Source organism: Pontibacter mucosus, from assembly GCF_003054055.1.
GTDB classification, from domain to species: Bacteria; Bacteroidota; Bacteroidia; order Cytophagales; family Hymenobacteraceae; genus Pontibacter; species Pontibacter mucosus.
Genome location: NZ_QBKI01000004.1, coordinates 97,486 through 112,308, shown reverse-complemented (window position 1 = coordinate 112,308; position 14,823 = coordinate 97,486). Strand labels below are relative to the sequence as shown.

Sequence of the window (14,823 nt, the reverse complement as noted above, 5' to 3'; positions counted from 1 at the left end):
GGTAAATTCCCTAATTTTGCTTCTTCGCCCAACAAGCAAAAACGAAAGTATACGATGTCAATCTCAACGAAATATAACCCCAAGGAAGTAGAGAAAAAGTGGTACGACAGCTGGATGGAGCGTGGCTTCTTCCACTCCGAGCCAAATCCGAACAAGGAACCTTACACCATCGTGATTCCGCCGCCCAACGTTACGGGCGTGTTGCACATGGGCCATATGCTCAACAACACCATTCAGGATGTGCTCATCCGGCGCGCGCGTATGCAGGGCAAGGAGGCTTGCTGGGTGCCGGGCACCGACCACGCTTCCATTGCCACGGAAGCGAAGGTAGTGGCTATGCTGAAGGAAAAAGGCATCAACAAAAGCGACCTGACGCGTGAGGAATTCCTGAAGTACGCCTGGGAGTGGAAAGAGAAGTATGGCGGCATTATCCTGGAGCAGCTCAAGAAACTGGGCGCCTCCTGCGATTGGGACCGTACCCGCTTCACGATGGAGGAAGACCTGAGCGCGGCCGTTATCGAGGTGTTTGTGGACCTGTACCGCAAAGGCCAGATTTACCGCGGCGTACGCATGGTAAACTGGGACCCGCAGGGCCAGACCGCCCTCTCCGACGAAGAGGTGATTCCGAAAGACACGATGGCCAAGATGTACCACCTGAAGTATGAGGTGGTAGCTGATGGGGCCGAGAAAACATACCTGACCGTGGCTACCTCGCGTCCGGAAACCATTATGGCCGACGTGGCCGTGGCCGTGAACCCGAACGACGAGCGCTACACGCACCTGCATGGCAAGAGCGTGCGCATTCCGCTGCTGGGCAAGGAGATTCCGGTAATCCTGGATGAATACGTAAGTATAGAATTCGGTACGGGCGCCCTGAAAGTAACCCCTGCTCACGACCTAAACGACTACGAACTGGGCCAGAAGCACCGCCTGCCTACCATCGACATCCTGAACAACGACGGCACCCTGAACGAGCAGGCGCAGCTGTACGTGGGTCAGGATCGCTTTGAAGCGCGCCGTAACATCGTAAAAGATCTTAAAGAGGCTGACTTGCTGGCGAAGATAGAGGAGTATGCCTCCGTGCTGCAGACATCCGAGCGTACGGGTGCTGTAATTGAGCCGCGCCTGTCGATGCAGTGGTGGTGCAAGATGGACAAAATGGCGAAGCCTGCGCTGGAGGCGGTGATGAACGATGAAATCCGCCTGCACCCGCCTAAGTTCAAAAACATGTACCGCGCCTGGATGGAGAACGTGCACGACTGGTGTATCTCGCGCCAGTTGTGGTGGGGCCAGCAGATACCGGCTTATTACCTGCCGGACGGTTCTTTCGTAGTGGCTGCCACGGCAGAGGAAGCCCTGAAACTAGCTCGCAAAGAGAGCGGCAACGACAACCTGCAACTTTCAGATTTACGCCAGGACGAAGACGTGCTGGACACCTGGTTCTCCTCCTGGCTGTGGCCGATCTCGGTGTTCGACGGCTTCAAAGACCCGGACAACAAGGACGTCCTATACTATTACCCGACCAACGACCTGGTAACGGCCCCGGAGATCCTGTTCTTCTGGGTGGCCCGCATGATTATGGCCGGCTACGAGTTCCGCAACGAGCTGCCGTTCAAAAATGTGTACCTGACCGGTATTGTGCGCGATGCACAGGGCCGCAAGATGTCCAAATCGCTGGGCAACTCCCCGGATCCACTCGATTTGATCGACCAATACGGGGCCGACGGCGTTCGCGCGGGAATGCTGTTCAGCTCGCCGGCCGGTAACGACCTGCTCTTCGACGAAAAGCTGGTGGAGCAGGGCCGTAACTTCTCAAACAAGATCTGGAACGCCTTCCGTCTGATTAAAGGCTGGGAGGTGGACGAGAGCCTGCCGTTCCCGAACGAGGTGGCCGTGAAGTGGTTCGAGTCGCGCTTTAACGAAGCCTTTGTGCAGATCGAGGACCACTTCAGCAAGTTCCGTATTTCTGATGCGCTGCTGGCCGTGTACAAACTGGTATGGGACGACTTCTGCTCCAGCTACCTGGAGATGATCAAGCCAGCCTACCAGCAACCGATCGACAAGCAGACGCTGGAGGCGACGACGGCCATCCTGGAGAAAGTGCTGAAGGTGCTGCATCCGTTTATGCCGTTCATTACCGAGGAGATCTGGCACGAGCTGAAAGAGCGTAAGCCGAAGGAGTACCTGATTGTAGCGCCATGGCCGAAGAAAGACAAGTTCGATAAGGACATCATCGAGAAGATGGAGAACGTGCTGAACGTGGTAGGTACTGTGCGCAACATCCGCAACTCCAAAAACATCGCCAACTCCAAGCAGCTCGACCTGTACATCAAGGTGATGAACCAAGATAACTATGAGCCTTTCCACAGCATCTTAAGCAAGCTGGCTAACCTCGGCGAGATCAGGTTTGTGCAGGAGAATGTGGAGGGCGCCATCAGCTTCATCGTGGCCGGGGATGAGTTCTTCATCCCGATGGAAGGGAACATTGACGTAGCTGCCGAGCGCGAGCGCCTGCAGAAGGAGCTGGAGTATACTAAAGGCTTCCTGGCATCGGTGGATAAGAAGCTGAGCAACGAGCGTTTTGTGAGCGGAGCCCCGGAAGCGGTCATCGCCAACGAGCGTAAGAAAAAGGCCGACGCGGAGGCGAAGATCCATGCCATTGAGCAAAGCCTGGCATCGCTGTAAACGTAAAGTATAAAGTATAAAAAAACGGCTGCTCCAATCTGGGGCAGCCGTTTTTTTATACTTTGTTTCGCTTGCCTAGTGCAGGAGTATCATCCTGTTTGAGGAGATTTTACCGCCTGCATTCACCTTATATATATAGGTTCCGCCTGGCAGGTTGCTGCCGTCGAACTGCAGCCTGTGGTTGCCGGCAGCCTTGTTCTCGGCAACGAGTGTCTGGATTTTATTGCCGAGAATGTCAAACACCTCCACCTTTACAAAAGCGTCTTTCTCCACCCCGAAATTGATCGTGGTAACCCCATGGAACGGGTTAGGATGGGAGAAGCTCTTTTCCCACAGCGCTGGCTCGCCCTTTAACGCTGATGTGCTAGATGTAGAAGCGACAGGCTGCGTAGCTGACTCCCAGTTGGTGTGTGTGCGGGTAACCACCACGGCAAATTCTGCGCGGGTGACATGCTGCAGCGGCTTAAAGGTAGCCTGCAGTTGCGGCAGCAGATCAAATGGCCCCTGCGTTACCGAGTAGAAGGCGTGGATCAGGCCCATGTCCAGGGCCACGCTCACGTACCCTTCCAGACCGGCAGGGATGTCCTTGGCATCCTTTACAGGGATGGTTTTCCCGTCTACCGTTACAGTAACCGTTTTGCCATTGCGCTTTAACGCCTCTTCCTGCAAGCCCAGGCTTTGAACAAGGGAGTATGCCAACTCAGCACGGTTTACGTTTCCTTTGGGGTTAAACTTGCCAGATCCATCCGTTCGCATGACGCCCTGGTAGCTGTGCAGGCGGTCACGCAGGGCAGCCCCTTTTGCCGTAACTGACTCAGCCAGGAGCAGGTCGTTGCCGCTTACATCCTGAAAGGAAACGGCGCCGTTGGTGGGGAAGTACTGGCGCACGGCCTGCCCCATCAGCAGGTAATCAGCCAACTGGATTCGCTTAAGGGGTTCGTCCGGTTTATAGCCGCCCCCCAGGCCATCCGCCAGTCGTGCACTCACAGCCATCTTGATGGAGGCCTCCGCCGGGTGCCCCACAATATCGTTCAGGCCGGTTGTGCCCGTTAGCTGCATGCTGGTGATGGAGCCCGTGATCGTTTCCGGCAAGGCGATGCCCTGCAGGCCCTCGATCTTCAGGGTCCAGGTGCCGGGCATAGGGTTGGCCACGGCCATGCCTCTATCGAACGTCAGGGCGAACAGCACGGGGATCCCGGAGCGGTACTGGGTGCCATCTGGTGCGAGGAGGATCAGGTTGACCGGGTTGCCTGTTAAACCGGCCACTCCACCGGAGGTGATTTTGGCTTCGATGCCCGTGGTGCCTTCTGCCACTGAAAACTGCATCTGGTTGTTGGCCGTCAGCAAGGGGTTGTAGGCGATGGTGAAGTTCTCTACCTCTTTGGAGGTGTTGATGCTGCTGTTGAACCTGCGGTTCAGGTTCAGGGCTGTGCCGAAAGGAGTGTTCCTGAAAATATAGTCTACGGCGGTATAAGCGTTCACATACCCGGCACCCACTTCCCAGGATTCCCGGTTTGGCATGTTGGTGGCCGTTTTCTGAAGGATGTCCTTTACCTGCGCAGGCGAAAGCGAGGGGTTGGCCTCCAGCATCAGGGCTACAATGCCCGCCACGTGTGGGGTAGCCATCGAGGTGCCGCTCATGTGGGTGTAGAAGGGCACGTGGGCAGGCGCCAGGTTCTCAATGTCCTGCTGTATAGCCAAGGACGCGACCGGTCCCAGTACCCGGGTCGAAACGATGTCCACACCGGGAGCTACGATAGTGGGCCGGTTTTCGAAGGTCCAGGTCTCGCCGTCCATGCTGAAAACACCACCTTCTCCTTTCACGCCTCTGGAGGAGAACTCTGCCAGGCGGCCATACTTGTCGCCGGCACCCACCGAGATCACCCATGGTGCAATAGCGTACGGGTTGTGCGTGTCAGAGCCGGGGCCCTCGTTGCCTGCGGCAAACACGGAGACGATGCCGCGGTCATAGGCCTTCTTGGAGGCAATGTTCACCGGGTTGTTTGGGTCAAAGTCGCCGGAGGTGCCCCAGGAGTTGCTGATCACCCGGATGTCATACTCGTACTGGTGCGTGAGGGCATAGTCGTAGCCACCGATAGCATCCAAAATGAAGAGCGCGGCGCCAGAGCCGTAGCCAATGAGGTGGGCGCCCGGTGCAGCACCCTCGTACAGGCCGCCGGACTTGGCGCCGTTGCCGCCCACGCTGCCGGCGCAGTGGGTGCCGTGGCCGGAGTTAGTGTCAGTGTTCGGTACGTTTTCCAGCCATGTTACCGGAAGCATGCTGTCCAGGCTGTTGAGGTTGGTGGATCCCATCACGTTCTGTACCAGGTGTGTGCCAAGCTTGATATCATCGTGGGTGCCATCCACGCCGCTGTCGTTGATCATCACCCCTACACCCTTGCCCGATACGGGCATGCCGCTGTTGCGCGAGGTCATTACTTTGTCGGTCCGGAGCCTTTGCACCCCGGTCAGGTGCGTGCCGTTATAGTTAAAATAGGTGAGCCTTTTGTTCAGGTAAACCGATTTAACAGCCGGGTTGCTGGCCAGTCGCTCGATCTGTAAGGCAGTGGCAAGTACGCCGGCCATCGGTAAGGATTTGAAGGTAACTCCCTTGGTGATGCCTAAAGAATGCAAGAGGGAAATGTCGGCAGGAGTAGGGGCTGCATCGCCCTGGAAAACTACCACCACCCCCAGCGAACCGGGAGTTGTTTGCAGCAGCTGTTTCAGCTCCTTGTCGATGGTTGCCTGTGCCGATGCAGAACCCGCCAGCATGACGAGGGCTACAACGAAGGTAATCAGTTGTTTCATGGTGAGATGTTTAAAGGTGTTACATATAATTGTGCTTAATAGGGTATTCTGAAAATTAGGAATTGCACTGCCTGAAGGCAGCAGGCGCTGAAATAACTGTGGGTATAGTCTTGGGTTATGAAGTTGCGGTAGCAGGAATAATTGGATTATACTTTAGCAACTATGGTTTTGTTGCCCATAATCGATGTTTTTGTGGCTGTTATTTAGGATGTTATAACATTTGCATAAGTGGTGGTTATGCTTCTGATAGAAAGGTGGATTGCAGAAGTTATTTTGTAAAATTTAGTACTAATTGGTTGTTTGATTGCATTATTTCGTTTCGTCTTTGTGAAGACGTCTTCAGGTAGTGCCAAAATTAATTTTCAGAAGCCTCGTTCGTATTTGGCTGGTATATAGTATATTTAAAGTATAACCAGCCTACCAACCATGAAAACCAAATCTATACTTTATACTTTGCTGGTGCTGCTGACCTGCGGCGCCTTGTCCTGTTCATCCGAAGCGTCTGAGCAGGAAACTGCCACAGAGAGCGCACAGCAGCAGAAAAGGATTCTGGTGTTTTCCAAGACCGCTGGTTTCCGGCACAAGTCCATACCGGCAGGCAAGGCGGCGCTGCTGCAACTGGGACAGGAGCATAACGTGACCGTGGATACCACCGAGAATGCGGCATACTTTACCGCCGATTCACTGAAAAAGTATGCGGCCGTGGTGTTCCTGAACACGACCAAGGACGTGCTGGACGAGGCCCAGCAGGAGGCTTTTAAGCAGTATATCCAGTCGGGTGGTGGCTTTGCCGGCGTGCACGCAGCCAGCGACACCGAGTATGACTGGCCCTGGTACAACCAACTGGTAGGCGCATACTTTACAAGCCATCCGGAAGTACAGCAGGCGGCCATCGATGTGCTGGACAAAGACCACCTCTCCACCAGCCATTTGCCCGACCGCTGGGAGCATACGGACGAGTGGTACAATTTTAAAAGTATAAACCCCAAGGTGCAGGTGCTGGCTAACCTGGACGAGAGCAGCTACAAAGGCGGGGAGAACGGAGAAAACCACCCGATTGCCTGGTACCACGAATTCGATGGTGGGCGCGCCTTTTATACTGCCCTGGGCCACACCGAGGAAAGCTACAGTGACACGCTCTTTTTGCGCCATATGTGGGGCGGCATCCGCTATGCCATGGGCGAGTAGTGCGGAAGTATAAACGGCTACTCCTTTAAACAGAATTTCGGGGTTCATGCAACCCTTTACCATAGTTTGGGGCTCTATCGGGTAAGAATAAACCCGAACTATGACGAACTACCTATACGCTATGCTGGCTGTGCTGCTGCTGCTGACGCAGTGCCAGGAGGATGTGTCTCCCCGCTCGGCCGAGCTGAACGAGGCCTTTACCATGACGCAGGGACAAGTGCTGAAGGTGAGCGGTGCGGAAACAGACTTGCTGGGGCTGCAGGTGGAGGAGGTAACCGACTCCCGTTGTCCTAAAGATGTAGTGTGCGTGTGGTATGGCAATGCCGTGGTGAAGGTAAAAGTGCTGGGCCGCAACAAAAAGGGACAGTCCATTACCTTCTGCATCGGCGATTGCCGGCCGGATCCCATGCGCAACAAGCACACCCAGACCGTGGAGGTAGACGGGCAGCAGTATGAGATTACCCTGCTGGATGTGATGCCCTATCCAAGCTCCGATTCCCAGGAGACCAGTAAAAACGTGAAGCTGCAGGTAAGCAAAGGCGGTTGATTGCTGCTCCTATACTTTGCGTGCCGATTACGTTAAGTTTGTACTTCCTCTAAGTCGCTGAGCTAGTAACGTATCAGTTAGCTGTGGAGGAGAGAGGAGGAGCTTCTAAAGAAATATACAAAAATATCCGGCACGAGGGGTATTGCATTTATGAATCTGCTTAGTATATTTGCAGTACCAATCCTTAACCGCGGTTGAGGAACAAAATGCGCAAGTGGCGAAATTGGTAGACGCGCTGTCTTCAGGCGGCAGTTCCGCAAGGTGTGAAGGTTCGAGTCCTTTCTTGCGCACATAAAACAGGCTAATCGGAAACGGTTAGCCTGTTTTGTTTTAAGCCAGTCTTTATTTCAAGTCATACTTTGGGCCTGGCAACAAAGTATAAAACCATTTACAAGTTGCGTTGTTACAGGAAGTATAAATATATAACTTTACTATACTTACTGTGGCTAGTTATACTTTGCGTGGCGCATTGAAGGCAAGCAGGTTGCCGAAAGCTGACGAAAGTATAACGCTCCCCAAAGTTTTTTACCCCTGTGCCTATCTCTTTTGCATTTAAAAGTAAAAGCGATCCGGGCTATACTTTCTATATTTCTTTTGAAAATCAGGGGCTTAATGAAACTTTCTGAAATTATTTCTGTTGATATGTTTGTACATTAAATGTATGTACATTATTATTGCAGCTAATTCGGATGCAAATGCCGCATATGAAGATAGAAGAAGAGATTAAGCAGAGCGTATTTAAGACAGAGTACCAGAAGGCGTACATCAACGTGGTGTTCACGGCCGGGTACCTGGAGCAGGCGCAGGCGGCTTTGTTCAAACCCTTTGGCATAACGTTGCCGCAGTATAACATATTGCGCATTTTGCGCGGGCAGCACCCCAAGCCGGCTACCATCAGCATGCTGATAGAGCGCATGCTGGATAAAACCTCGAACGCCTCGCGCATCGTGGACCGGCTGGAGGCCAAGGAGTTGGTAACGCGCAAGCAATGCCCGGCTGACCGCCGCACGGTGGACGTGATGATAACGGAAAAGGGCCTGGACCTGTTGAAGCAAATGGATGGACTGGAGGGAGGCAAAGGCACTGGTATTATGAACCTTACCGAAGAGGAGGCTACGCAGCTGAACAGCCTGCTCGACAAAATAAGAAGCTAAACCAGTTTAACCATACCCAAGACAAAACAGATGAAAAAGTACGTAGTCCTAGCTTCGCTTGCCAGTGCCATGATGTTTACGGCCCAGGCAGGAAACCCAAGTACCGTGGTTGAAACAGCAGCCACGGAGGCAGCCGCCCCTGCCAAAGTGCGTGCTTACAAAGTAGACGTTGCCGGAAGCGCGCTCAAGTGGCACGCCAAGAAAGTAACCGGCGAGCATTTGGGTAACCTCACGCTGCAGAGCGGCGACATCCAGGTGAACGGAAACAAAGTAGTGGGCGGAACTTTCGTGATCGACATGGCCAGCATCACCTGCACCGACATCAAAGACCAGGGCTCAAACACCAGGCTGGTAAACCACCTGAAGTCAGACGATTTCTTTAGTGTGGAGAAGCACCCGACCGCTTCCTTCAAAATTACTGGCGTGAAGCCAATTGCCAACGCGGCGGCCGGCAAGCCAAACGCCACCGTTACCGGCGATTTGACCATCAAAGGCATCACCAATCAGGTAACGTTCCCGGCAGTGCTGTCGGTGAAGAACGGGGTAGCCTCTGCCAAGGCCGATGTAACGATAGACCGCACTAAGTATGACGTGCGCTACCGCTCCAACAGCTTCTTCGAGAACCTGGGCGACAAGGCCATTTACGACGACTTTACGGTAACGCTCGACGTGACTGCTAAACTCTAAAACCAAGTATAATCAATCTTTCCATACTCAATTAATCATTACAAAACCAAGATGAAAAGAACAGCAATTTATGCATCTTTCGCTGCGGCCCTGTTTTTCACTGCCTGCAGCTCCGAAAGCAATACTGCCGAGACAACTGCCGTAACTTCTGAGGCTCCTGCCGCTGCAACCGGCGAGGGCGAGACTTATCAGATTGCTCAGGACCAGAGCAGCGTGAAGTGGCACGGCACCAAAGTAGGTGGCGAGCACATGGGCGAAATTAAGGTGCAGAGCGGCGAGCTGACTGTAAACGGCGACCAGCTGACAGGCGGCAAGATCGTGATCGACATGAACACTATCACGAACACTGACCTGGAAGATGCAGAATATAACGGCAAACTGGTAGGCCACCTGAAGTCTGACGACTTCTTCGGCGTGGAGACTTACCCAACTGCCACTTTCGAAATTACCAGCATTGCTCCAATCGCTGATGCGGCTGCCGGCGCGCCTAACTACAACGTAGAAGGCAACCTGACTATCAAGGAGAAAACGGAGGTAGTAAGCTTCCCGGCTGTAGTTTCTGTGGATAACGGCACAGTAAACGCGAAGGCTGACGTGAAGGTAGACCGCTCTAAGTACGACGTGCGTTACGGCTCTGAGACCCTGCTGGGTGAACTGGGCGACAAAGCTATCGCTGATGAGTTCACCATCACGTTCGACGTGACGGCTGCGAAATAAATCTGATTTCTGAATAGTCCCTTTAACCGCTCCGGCTGCTTAGTCGGGGCGGTTTTTCTTTTATACTTGCCCGTGGCTTTCTTACCTTTGGGGAAGTGCACCTACAGAAAAGATCACCCTTATGCTAAAGTATACTTATACCTGGCTGTTGCTGGGCTTATTGTTTATTGCTGCTGCCTGCTCTGAGAGCAAACCCGCCGGGGATAGTGAGGCGCAGGCCATTGTGGATGCCGCCATAAAAGCACACGGGGGCCAGAAGCTGGATAAAAGTATCGTAAGCTTCCGGCTGCGCGACATACAGTACCGGGCCCTGCGCGACAACGGCGCCTTCGTCTACAGCCGCACCTTTGCCGACTCCACCGGCCAGCGCATCCACGACGTGCTCAGCAACAGCGGCTTTAAACGAACGGTAGACGATGTGGATGTGGAGCTGCCGGAAGAGCGTAAGCAGGCGTTCAGCAACTCGGTTAACTCGGTGGTGTACTTTGCCCTGCTGCCCTACTTCCTCAACGACCCGGCTGTGCAAAAATCATACCTGGGAGAGGCCAAGGTAAAAGGAGAGCCTTACCATAAAGTGAAGGTTACCTTTGCCCAGGAAGGCGGCGGCGACGGTTACCAGGACGAGTATGTGTACTGGTTCCACAAAGACCGCCACACGATGGATTACCTGGCCTATAACTTCCAGGAGAACGATGGCGGATCCCGCTTCCGGGAGGTAAGTAAGGCCTACGAGGTGGGCAGCGTGCGTTTCCAGGATTATAATAACTATAAGATCGATGATCTCAACTTCCCGATTGACAACTACGACAGGGCCTATGAGGCGGGCAAGCTGGAGAAGGTGTCCGAGATCGTTCTGGAAGGAGTGCAGGTGCGGGAGTTGGAGTAGGAGAGGAATATAAGAGAAGTGCGCTGGTGAATGGATCATACATTAAAACTGCCTGCGGGTTTTTTCTATAGGATCAACGACTATCATGCTCTTCTTACCTATCCAGCCTAAGTGAAGGAGAAGATTGATGAGTAGGGTGAAAGGAAGCAGCATCACACCTGCAAGGCCTGTGTTATACTCTGTAAAAATCTTCTCTCCCTTACTTCCATTTTCGTTTATGTAGGCCACTGATTTGAAGAGCCTTTTACCGAGATAAAACTCTTGGTTTATCCACCCATACTTAATTGGTGTTTCTAATAAATGCTCAACCGCATCAAGGTTTTCCTGATTAAATAGGCCTGCTTTAGGATTATTGCCGCCTAACAGTTCTCCTGACCAAGCCTGAGCCGAATCACTATAGAACTGTATGTCATCCAGTGTAGTCCAGTCTTGGTTAGGGTAGATGAAGTCTATAAGAGTTTCGTTCGTTTTTGAATTTACTCTGTAGACGCCATCGGAAAGAACATCTGTGTTATCTATGATTTGATAAAGCGCCTCATCCGAAAACTTACACTCCAGATAATTCTTCCAGTTTTTGAAGTCGTTGCTAACCGCCATATAAACTTAATACCTTGCTTTGGAAGATTTCTTTGTCTGAATGTTTGGTTAAGAGGTTGTTTTACACACCTTCATCTCTCACCCTCGCTCGCCTCTGGCGAGTGTGAGCTATCATGTGGCGTCCCGCCACGTTTCACACTAAATATAAAAGTATAGGGGGCGAATGTATAAAGTATAAAATTTAGCGGCCAGAGGCCGTGGGATAGCTCACACTCGCGGGACGCGAGCGAGGGCAGGCTTTGCTATGAATTCACTCAATCACTCATCCACTCATTCAAAATTCAAGCCTACTCCACCTCAAACTCCTTCGGCAGGGCCACGGTCAGATGCTTGGGGCGGCTGTGGAGCTGCTGCAGAAATTCGTCGAGTTCGGCTTTATATTCCAGGTGGTAATCTTCGTGCAGGTTTTTGCGGATAAGCTGTAGGGTGCGCAGCAGCAGGCGTGCCGTGGCCGTGTAAAAGCCCTTGTAGTAGCTGTCAAACTGGCCCGTGAAGTTGTCGAAGATGAGGCGTAAAGTATAGAGGTGCAGGTCTACCTCGGCTTTAGGGTCTTTGGTGATGCGCTTGAAGCGGGCAATCTCCTTTACGGCTTTGCGCAGGGCCCTGGTAAGCGCCTTGCTCAGGCTGCGGCCACTCGCGTTGATAAGCAGTTCGTGTATTTTGTCGGCGGCCTCTTCATATACTTCCTCCAGCGTTACCTCTTCCAGCAGCTCATACCTGAGTATGTCATACAACTCAGCGTCGCGGCGGGCGGCACGAAGTATAATGGCTTCCTTCTCTTTGTCGCTCAGTTGCTTTACGGCCTGGCGAAAGGCGGGTGATACGGCTGGCATAGGTTAACGCTAAAGTATAAATCTGCTGCAAAGGTACGCAATTCAGCGGTTTAAGGGAACGCATGCTTCCAGCTACGCAGTAGCACTACTAAGCTCCCTCTTCCCGAACGCTTTCGGGATGTGAGTTATAGGTCGGCCTCTGGCCGCTATAAGTATAAGTATAAGTATAAGTATAAGTATAAGTATAAGTATAAGTATAAGTGGCGGGACGCCACCAGATAGCGCACATCCCGAAGGCTTTCGGGACGAGGGCATTGGTGCTTTTAAAGTCTTTTGTCCTTTGTCTAGAAATCCTTTGTCTAAAAATAAAAGTCCTTTGTCCTAAGTATAAAATGAGAACGGCGCCGATATGCTCAGCGCCGTTCTCATTTTATACTTTAAAGTTTGTCGTCGAAGTACTGCGTGACCTTGCGCATCAAGTGCACGCGGTCTTTGCCCCGCACGTTGTGCGGGTGGCCCGGGTACACGAAGTAATCGAGCAGGATGCCCTCGTCCACGGCTTTTTTAAGGAAGGCCAGGCTGTGCTGCCACACCACCACATCGTCTACCGTGCCGTGAATCATGAGCAGCTTGCCCTGCAGGTTTTTCACGTGGTTGAGCAGGTTGGCATCCTCGTAGCCTTTCGGGTTCTGCTCCGGCGAGTCCATGTAGCGCTCGGTGTACATTACCTCGTAATACTTCCAGTCGATTACCGGGCCGCCAGCCACACCTACTTTAAACACGCCCGGGTAGCGCGTCATCAGGGAGGTGGTCATAAAGCCACCGTAGCTCCAGCCATGCACGCCCAAGCGAGTGCCATCCACGTAAGGCTGTGATTTGAGGTACTCCACGCCGCGCAGCTGGTCCTGCATTTCCACCGTGCCCAACTGGCGGAAGGTCGCCTGCTCAAAGGCCAGACCCCGGTCGCCGGAGCCGCGGGAGTCGAGGGTGAAGACGATGTAGCCTTTCTGGGCCATCAGGTGCATCCAAAGGTTGGCGCCACCCAGCCAGCTGTTGGTCACCAGCTGCACATGCGGGCCGCCGTATACATACACCACCACCGGGTACTTCTTGTTCTTGTCCATGTTCGGCGGTGTAATCATGCGCGCGTACAGCTCAGTGCCGTCCTCGGCCTTAATCGGGAAAATGGTTGTCTTACCCAGTTTATAGGCTGTAAGTGGATTTGGGGCTGTCAACAGCGTTTGCTCTACTTTGCCGTGGGTGTTAAGTATCTGGATTTTACGTGGTACTTCCTGGCTGCTGTAGTTGTCGAGAATATACCTGGCGTCGGGGCTGAGCTGGGCATTGTGCACGCCGCTGCCCTGCGACAGGCGACGGCTTTTGCCATTGCGCAGGTTTACCGCGTAAATGTGGCGCTCCAGCGGGCTTTCGGCCGTGGAGGTATAGTATAGCTCATCGCCCTTTTTGCTGAAGCCGTGGATGTCAGTTACCATCCAGTCGCCTTTGGTGAGCTGGCGCAGCTGCTTGCCGTTGGTGTTGTACAAGTATAAATGGTCGAAGCCGGTGCGCTCGCTTACCCGCACAAACTGGTCGGGCTTGCCCGGCACAAAGTATAACCCGTGCTCCGGCTCCACATACTTTTCCTGCTTTTCCTCCAGCAGCGTGCGCTCAAAAGCGCCGGTCTGGGCGTTGTAGCGGTTGAGTTTCATATGGTTCTGGTCGCGGTTGAGCACGGCGATGTAGATAGACTTCTCGTCCGGGCTCCAGTTGATGTTGGTCAGGTACTGCTCGGCCGGCTCGCCGGTTTGCAGGTAAATGGTTTTGCCGGAGGTCACATCGTACACGCCTACCGTCACGTGGTGGCTCTTGCCGCCCGCCATCGGGTATTTGATGTTGTTGAGCTGCGCCGGTAGTGGGGCCACATCCACCAGCGGGTAATCGGTCACCATCGTCTGGTCCATGCGGTAAAAGGCCAGTTTGCTGCCCGTCGGCGACCAGAAGGTGCCCTTGGTGATGCCGAATTCAGAGCGGTGTGCCGCCTGCCCGTTCACGATAGCGGCGTTTTCCTCCTTCGTTATCGCCACGTCCTCCTTACCCGGAACTGACAAGTATAAATTATTGCCTTTGGTGTAGGCCAGGCGCTGCATGGTCGGGTCCAGCTCTTTGTTCTCGGCCTCCTTGGCGTAGGTCATGATAACGCGCGCCTTACCGGATTTGAGGTCATAGCCGATGATGCGGTTCTGCACGTCCATCAGGAAATTGCTGCCATCGCGCCAGAACAGGGTGGGAAAACTGCTGAGCTTCTCGGCGCCTGTGGCCGTTACGGCGGCGTTCAGCTGCTCCAGCGTCAGGATGTCCTGCTGCTTAGTGGAGGTGGCGTTGCCGCGCACGAGCGCTTGGTTGCCGTTGTCTGATTTGATGTAGGTGAAGTCGCTGGTGCCGGCCACCCAAGCAAGCTGGCGCAGGTTCTGGGGCTGCAGGGCCGGGTTGATAACGGCGTCTTCCATGGTCAGCACCTTGTCCTGGGCCTGTAGCGGCACAGTTACCACCACAAGCAGCAGGAGCAGGCACAGCCGCTTTTGTAAGTATGAAATTAGCATCATTTGTAAGTATAAACAGTATAAAAATAAGGTATGCAAGAAACGCTTAATCTGCCTTTTTTACAAAAACCACGGGCCGTTAGCCGCCAAAGTATGCGCGAAAACGGGGAATCATACCCGCCTGTATTTTGTTAAAATCCATGCGCCTTACCGGTATAAAAAGGCACCGGAACAGGCGTTT

The 14,823-nt window shown here is 53.4% G+C and carries 12 protein-coding genes and 1 tRNA gene; 8 read left to right on the top strand and 5 right to left on the bottom strand.

Annotated elements, in window-relative coordinates:
• Positions 1–54: 54 nt before the first annotated feature.
• Positions 55–2,685, top strand: a complete 2,631-nt coding sequence (locus tag C8N40_RS09100) for a valine--tRNA ligase (protein ID WP_108211474.1) — start codon at positions 55–57, stop codon at positions 2,683–2,685.
• A 75-nt stretch (positions 2,686–2,760) separates the two neighbouring features.
• Here C8N40_RS09100 and C8N40_RS09095 read toward each other — a convergent pair whose 3' ends face one another.
• Positions 2,761–5,493 carry a S8 family peptidase gene (locus C8N40_RS09095; protein ID WP_108211473.1) on the bottom strand — a complete coding sequence of 911 codons (2,733 nt, stop codon included), beginning with the start codon at positions 5,491–5,493 and terminating at the stop codon, positions 2,761–2,763.
• A 426-nt stretch (positions 5,494–5,919) separates the two neighbouring features.
• Between C8N40_RS09095 and C8N40_RS09090 the strand changes: the two genes are divergently transcribed.
• The 7 genes from C8N40_RS09090 to C8N40_RS09060 all read left to right on the top strand — a co-directional run bounded on the left by C8N40_RS09090 (position 5,920) and on the right by C8N40_RS09060 (position 10,672).
• Complete coding sequence (locus C8N40_RS09090; protein WP_108211472.1) at positions 5,920–6,681, top strand: ThuA domain-containing protein; 762 nt, start codon at positions 5,920–5,922, stop codon at positions 6,679–6,681.
• 100 nt (positions 6,682–6,781) lie between these two features.
• Positions 6,782–7,228: a hypothetical protein gene (locus C8N40_RS09085; protein ID WP_146173540.1), complete on the top strand. Its 447-nt coding sequence runs from the start codon at positions 6,782–6,784 to the stop codon at positions 7,226–7,228.
• A 208-nt stretch (positions 7,229–7,436) separates the two neighbouring features.
• A tRNA-Leu gene (locus C8N40_RS09080) sits at positions 7,437–7,518 on the top strand.
• A 414-nt stretch (positions 7,519–7,932) separates the two neighbouring features.
• Positions 7,933–8,382 carry a MarR family winged helix-turn-helix transcriptional regulator gene (locus C8N40_RS09075; protein ID WP_092104831.1) on the top strand — a complete coding sequence of 150 codons (450 nt, stop codon included), beginning with the start codon at positions 7,933–7,935 and terminating at the stop codon, positions 8,380–8,382.
• 30 nt (positions 8,383–8,412) lie between these two features.
• Entirely contained in the window at positions 8,413–9,069 is a 657-nt protein-coding gene (locus tag C8N40_RS09070; protein WP_108211470.1) for a YceI family protein, read from the top strand.
• 51 nt (positions 9,070–9,120) lie between these two features.
• Positions 9,121–9,786, top strand: coding sequence for a YceI family protein (locus tag C8N40_RS09065; protein WP_108211469.1), 666 nt, complete (start codon positions 9,121–9,123; stop codon positions 9,784–9,786).
• Positions 9,787–9,907: 121 nt separating this feature from the next.
• Complete coding sequence (locus tag C8N40_RS09060; protein WP_245905057.1) at positions 9,908–10,672, top strand: DUF6503 family protein; 765 nt, start codon at positions 9,908–9,910, stop codon at positions 10,670–10,672.
• Positions 10,673–10,714: 42 nt separating this feature from the next.
• Here the strand turns inward: C8N40_RS09060 and C8N40_RS09055 are convergent, their stop codons facing one another.
• The 4 genes from C8N40_RS09055 to C8N40_RS09045 all read right to left on the bottom strand — a co-directional run bounded on the left by C8N40_RS09055 (position 10,715) and on the right by C8N40_RS09045 (position 14,645).
• Entirely contained in the window at positions 10,715–11,269 is a 555-nt protein-coding gene (locus C8N40_RS09055) for a hypothetical protein (RefSeq protein WP_108211468.1), read from the bottom strand.
• Positions 11,270–11,556: 287 nt separating this feature from the next.
• Positions 11,557–12,102, bottom strand: coding sequence for a hypothetical protein (locus C8N40_RS09050; RefSeq protein ID WP_108211467.1), 546 nt, complete (start codon positions 12,100–12,102; stop codon positions 11,557–11,559).
• Positions 12,103–12,190: 88 nt separating this feature from the next.
• The gene (locus C8N40_RS22635; RefSeq protein ID WP_170114063.1) at positions 12,191–12,331 is read right to left on the bottom strand and encodes a hypothetical protein; all 141 of its coding nucleotides are present in this window, start codon (positions 12,329–12,331) and stop codon (positions 12,191–12,193) included.
• 148 nt (positions 12,332–12,479) lie between these two features.
• The gene (locus C8N40_RS09045) at positions 12,480–14,645 is read right to left on the bottom strand and encodes a S9 family peptidase (RefSeq protein ID WP_211318069.1); all 2,166 of its coding nucleotides are present in this window, start codon (positions 14,643–14,645) and stop codon (positions 12,480–12,482) included.
• Between the last annotated feature and the right edge of the window lie 178 nt (positions 14,646–14,823).

Bases quoted from the DNA above. Each gene is read 5' to 3' on its own strand.
- C8N40_RS09100 (WP_108211474.1), top strand. From the start codon at position 55: ATGTCAATCTCAACGAAATATAACCCCAAGGAAGTAGAGAAAAAGTGG.
- C8N40_RS09095 (WP_108211473.1), bottom strand. From the start codon at position 5,493: ATGAAACAACTGATTACCTTCGTTGTAGCCCTCGTCATGCTGGCGGGT.
- C8N40_RS09090 (WP_108211472.1), top strand. From the start codon at position 5,920: ATGAAAACCAAATCTATACTTTATACTTTGCTGGTGCTGCTGACCTGC.
- C8N40_RS09085 (WP_146173540.1), top strand. From the start codon at position 6,782: ATGACGAACTACCTATACGCTATGCTGGCTGTGCTGCTGCTGCTGACG.
- C8N40_RS09075 (WP_092104831.1), top strand. From the start codon at position 7,933: ATGAAGATAGAAGAAGAGATTAAGCAGAGCGTATTTAAGACAGAGTAC.
- C8N40_RS09070 (WP_108211470.1), top strand. From the start codon at position 8,413: ATGAAAAAGTACGTAGTCCTAGCTTCGCTTGCCAGTGCCATGATGTTT.
- C8N40_RS09065 (WP_108211469.1), top strand. From the start codon at position 9,121: ATGAAAAGAACAGCAATTTATGCATCTTTCGCTGCGGCCCTGTTTTTC.
- C8N40_RS09060 (WP_245905057.1), top strand. From the start codon at position 9,908: ATGCTAAAGTATACTTATACCTGGCTGTTGCTGGGCTTATTGTTTATT.
- C8N40_RS09055 (WP_108211468.1), bottom strand. From the start codon at position 11,269: ATGGCGGTTAGCAACGACTTCAAAAACTGGAAGAATTATCTGGAGTGT.
- C8N40_RS09050 (WP_108211467.1), bottom strand. From the start codon at position 12,102: ATGCCAGCCGTATCACCCGCCTTTCGCCAGGCCGTAAAGCAACTGAGC.
- C8N40_RS22635 (WP_170114063.1), bottom strand. From the start codon at position 12,331: ATGTGCGCTATCTGGTGGCGTCCCGCCACTTATACTTATACTTATACT.
- C8N40_RS09045 (WP_211318069.1), bottom strand. From the start codon at position 14,645: ATGATGCTAATTTCATACTTACAAAAGCGGCTGTGCCTGCTCCTGCTG.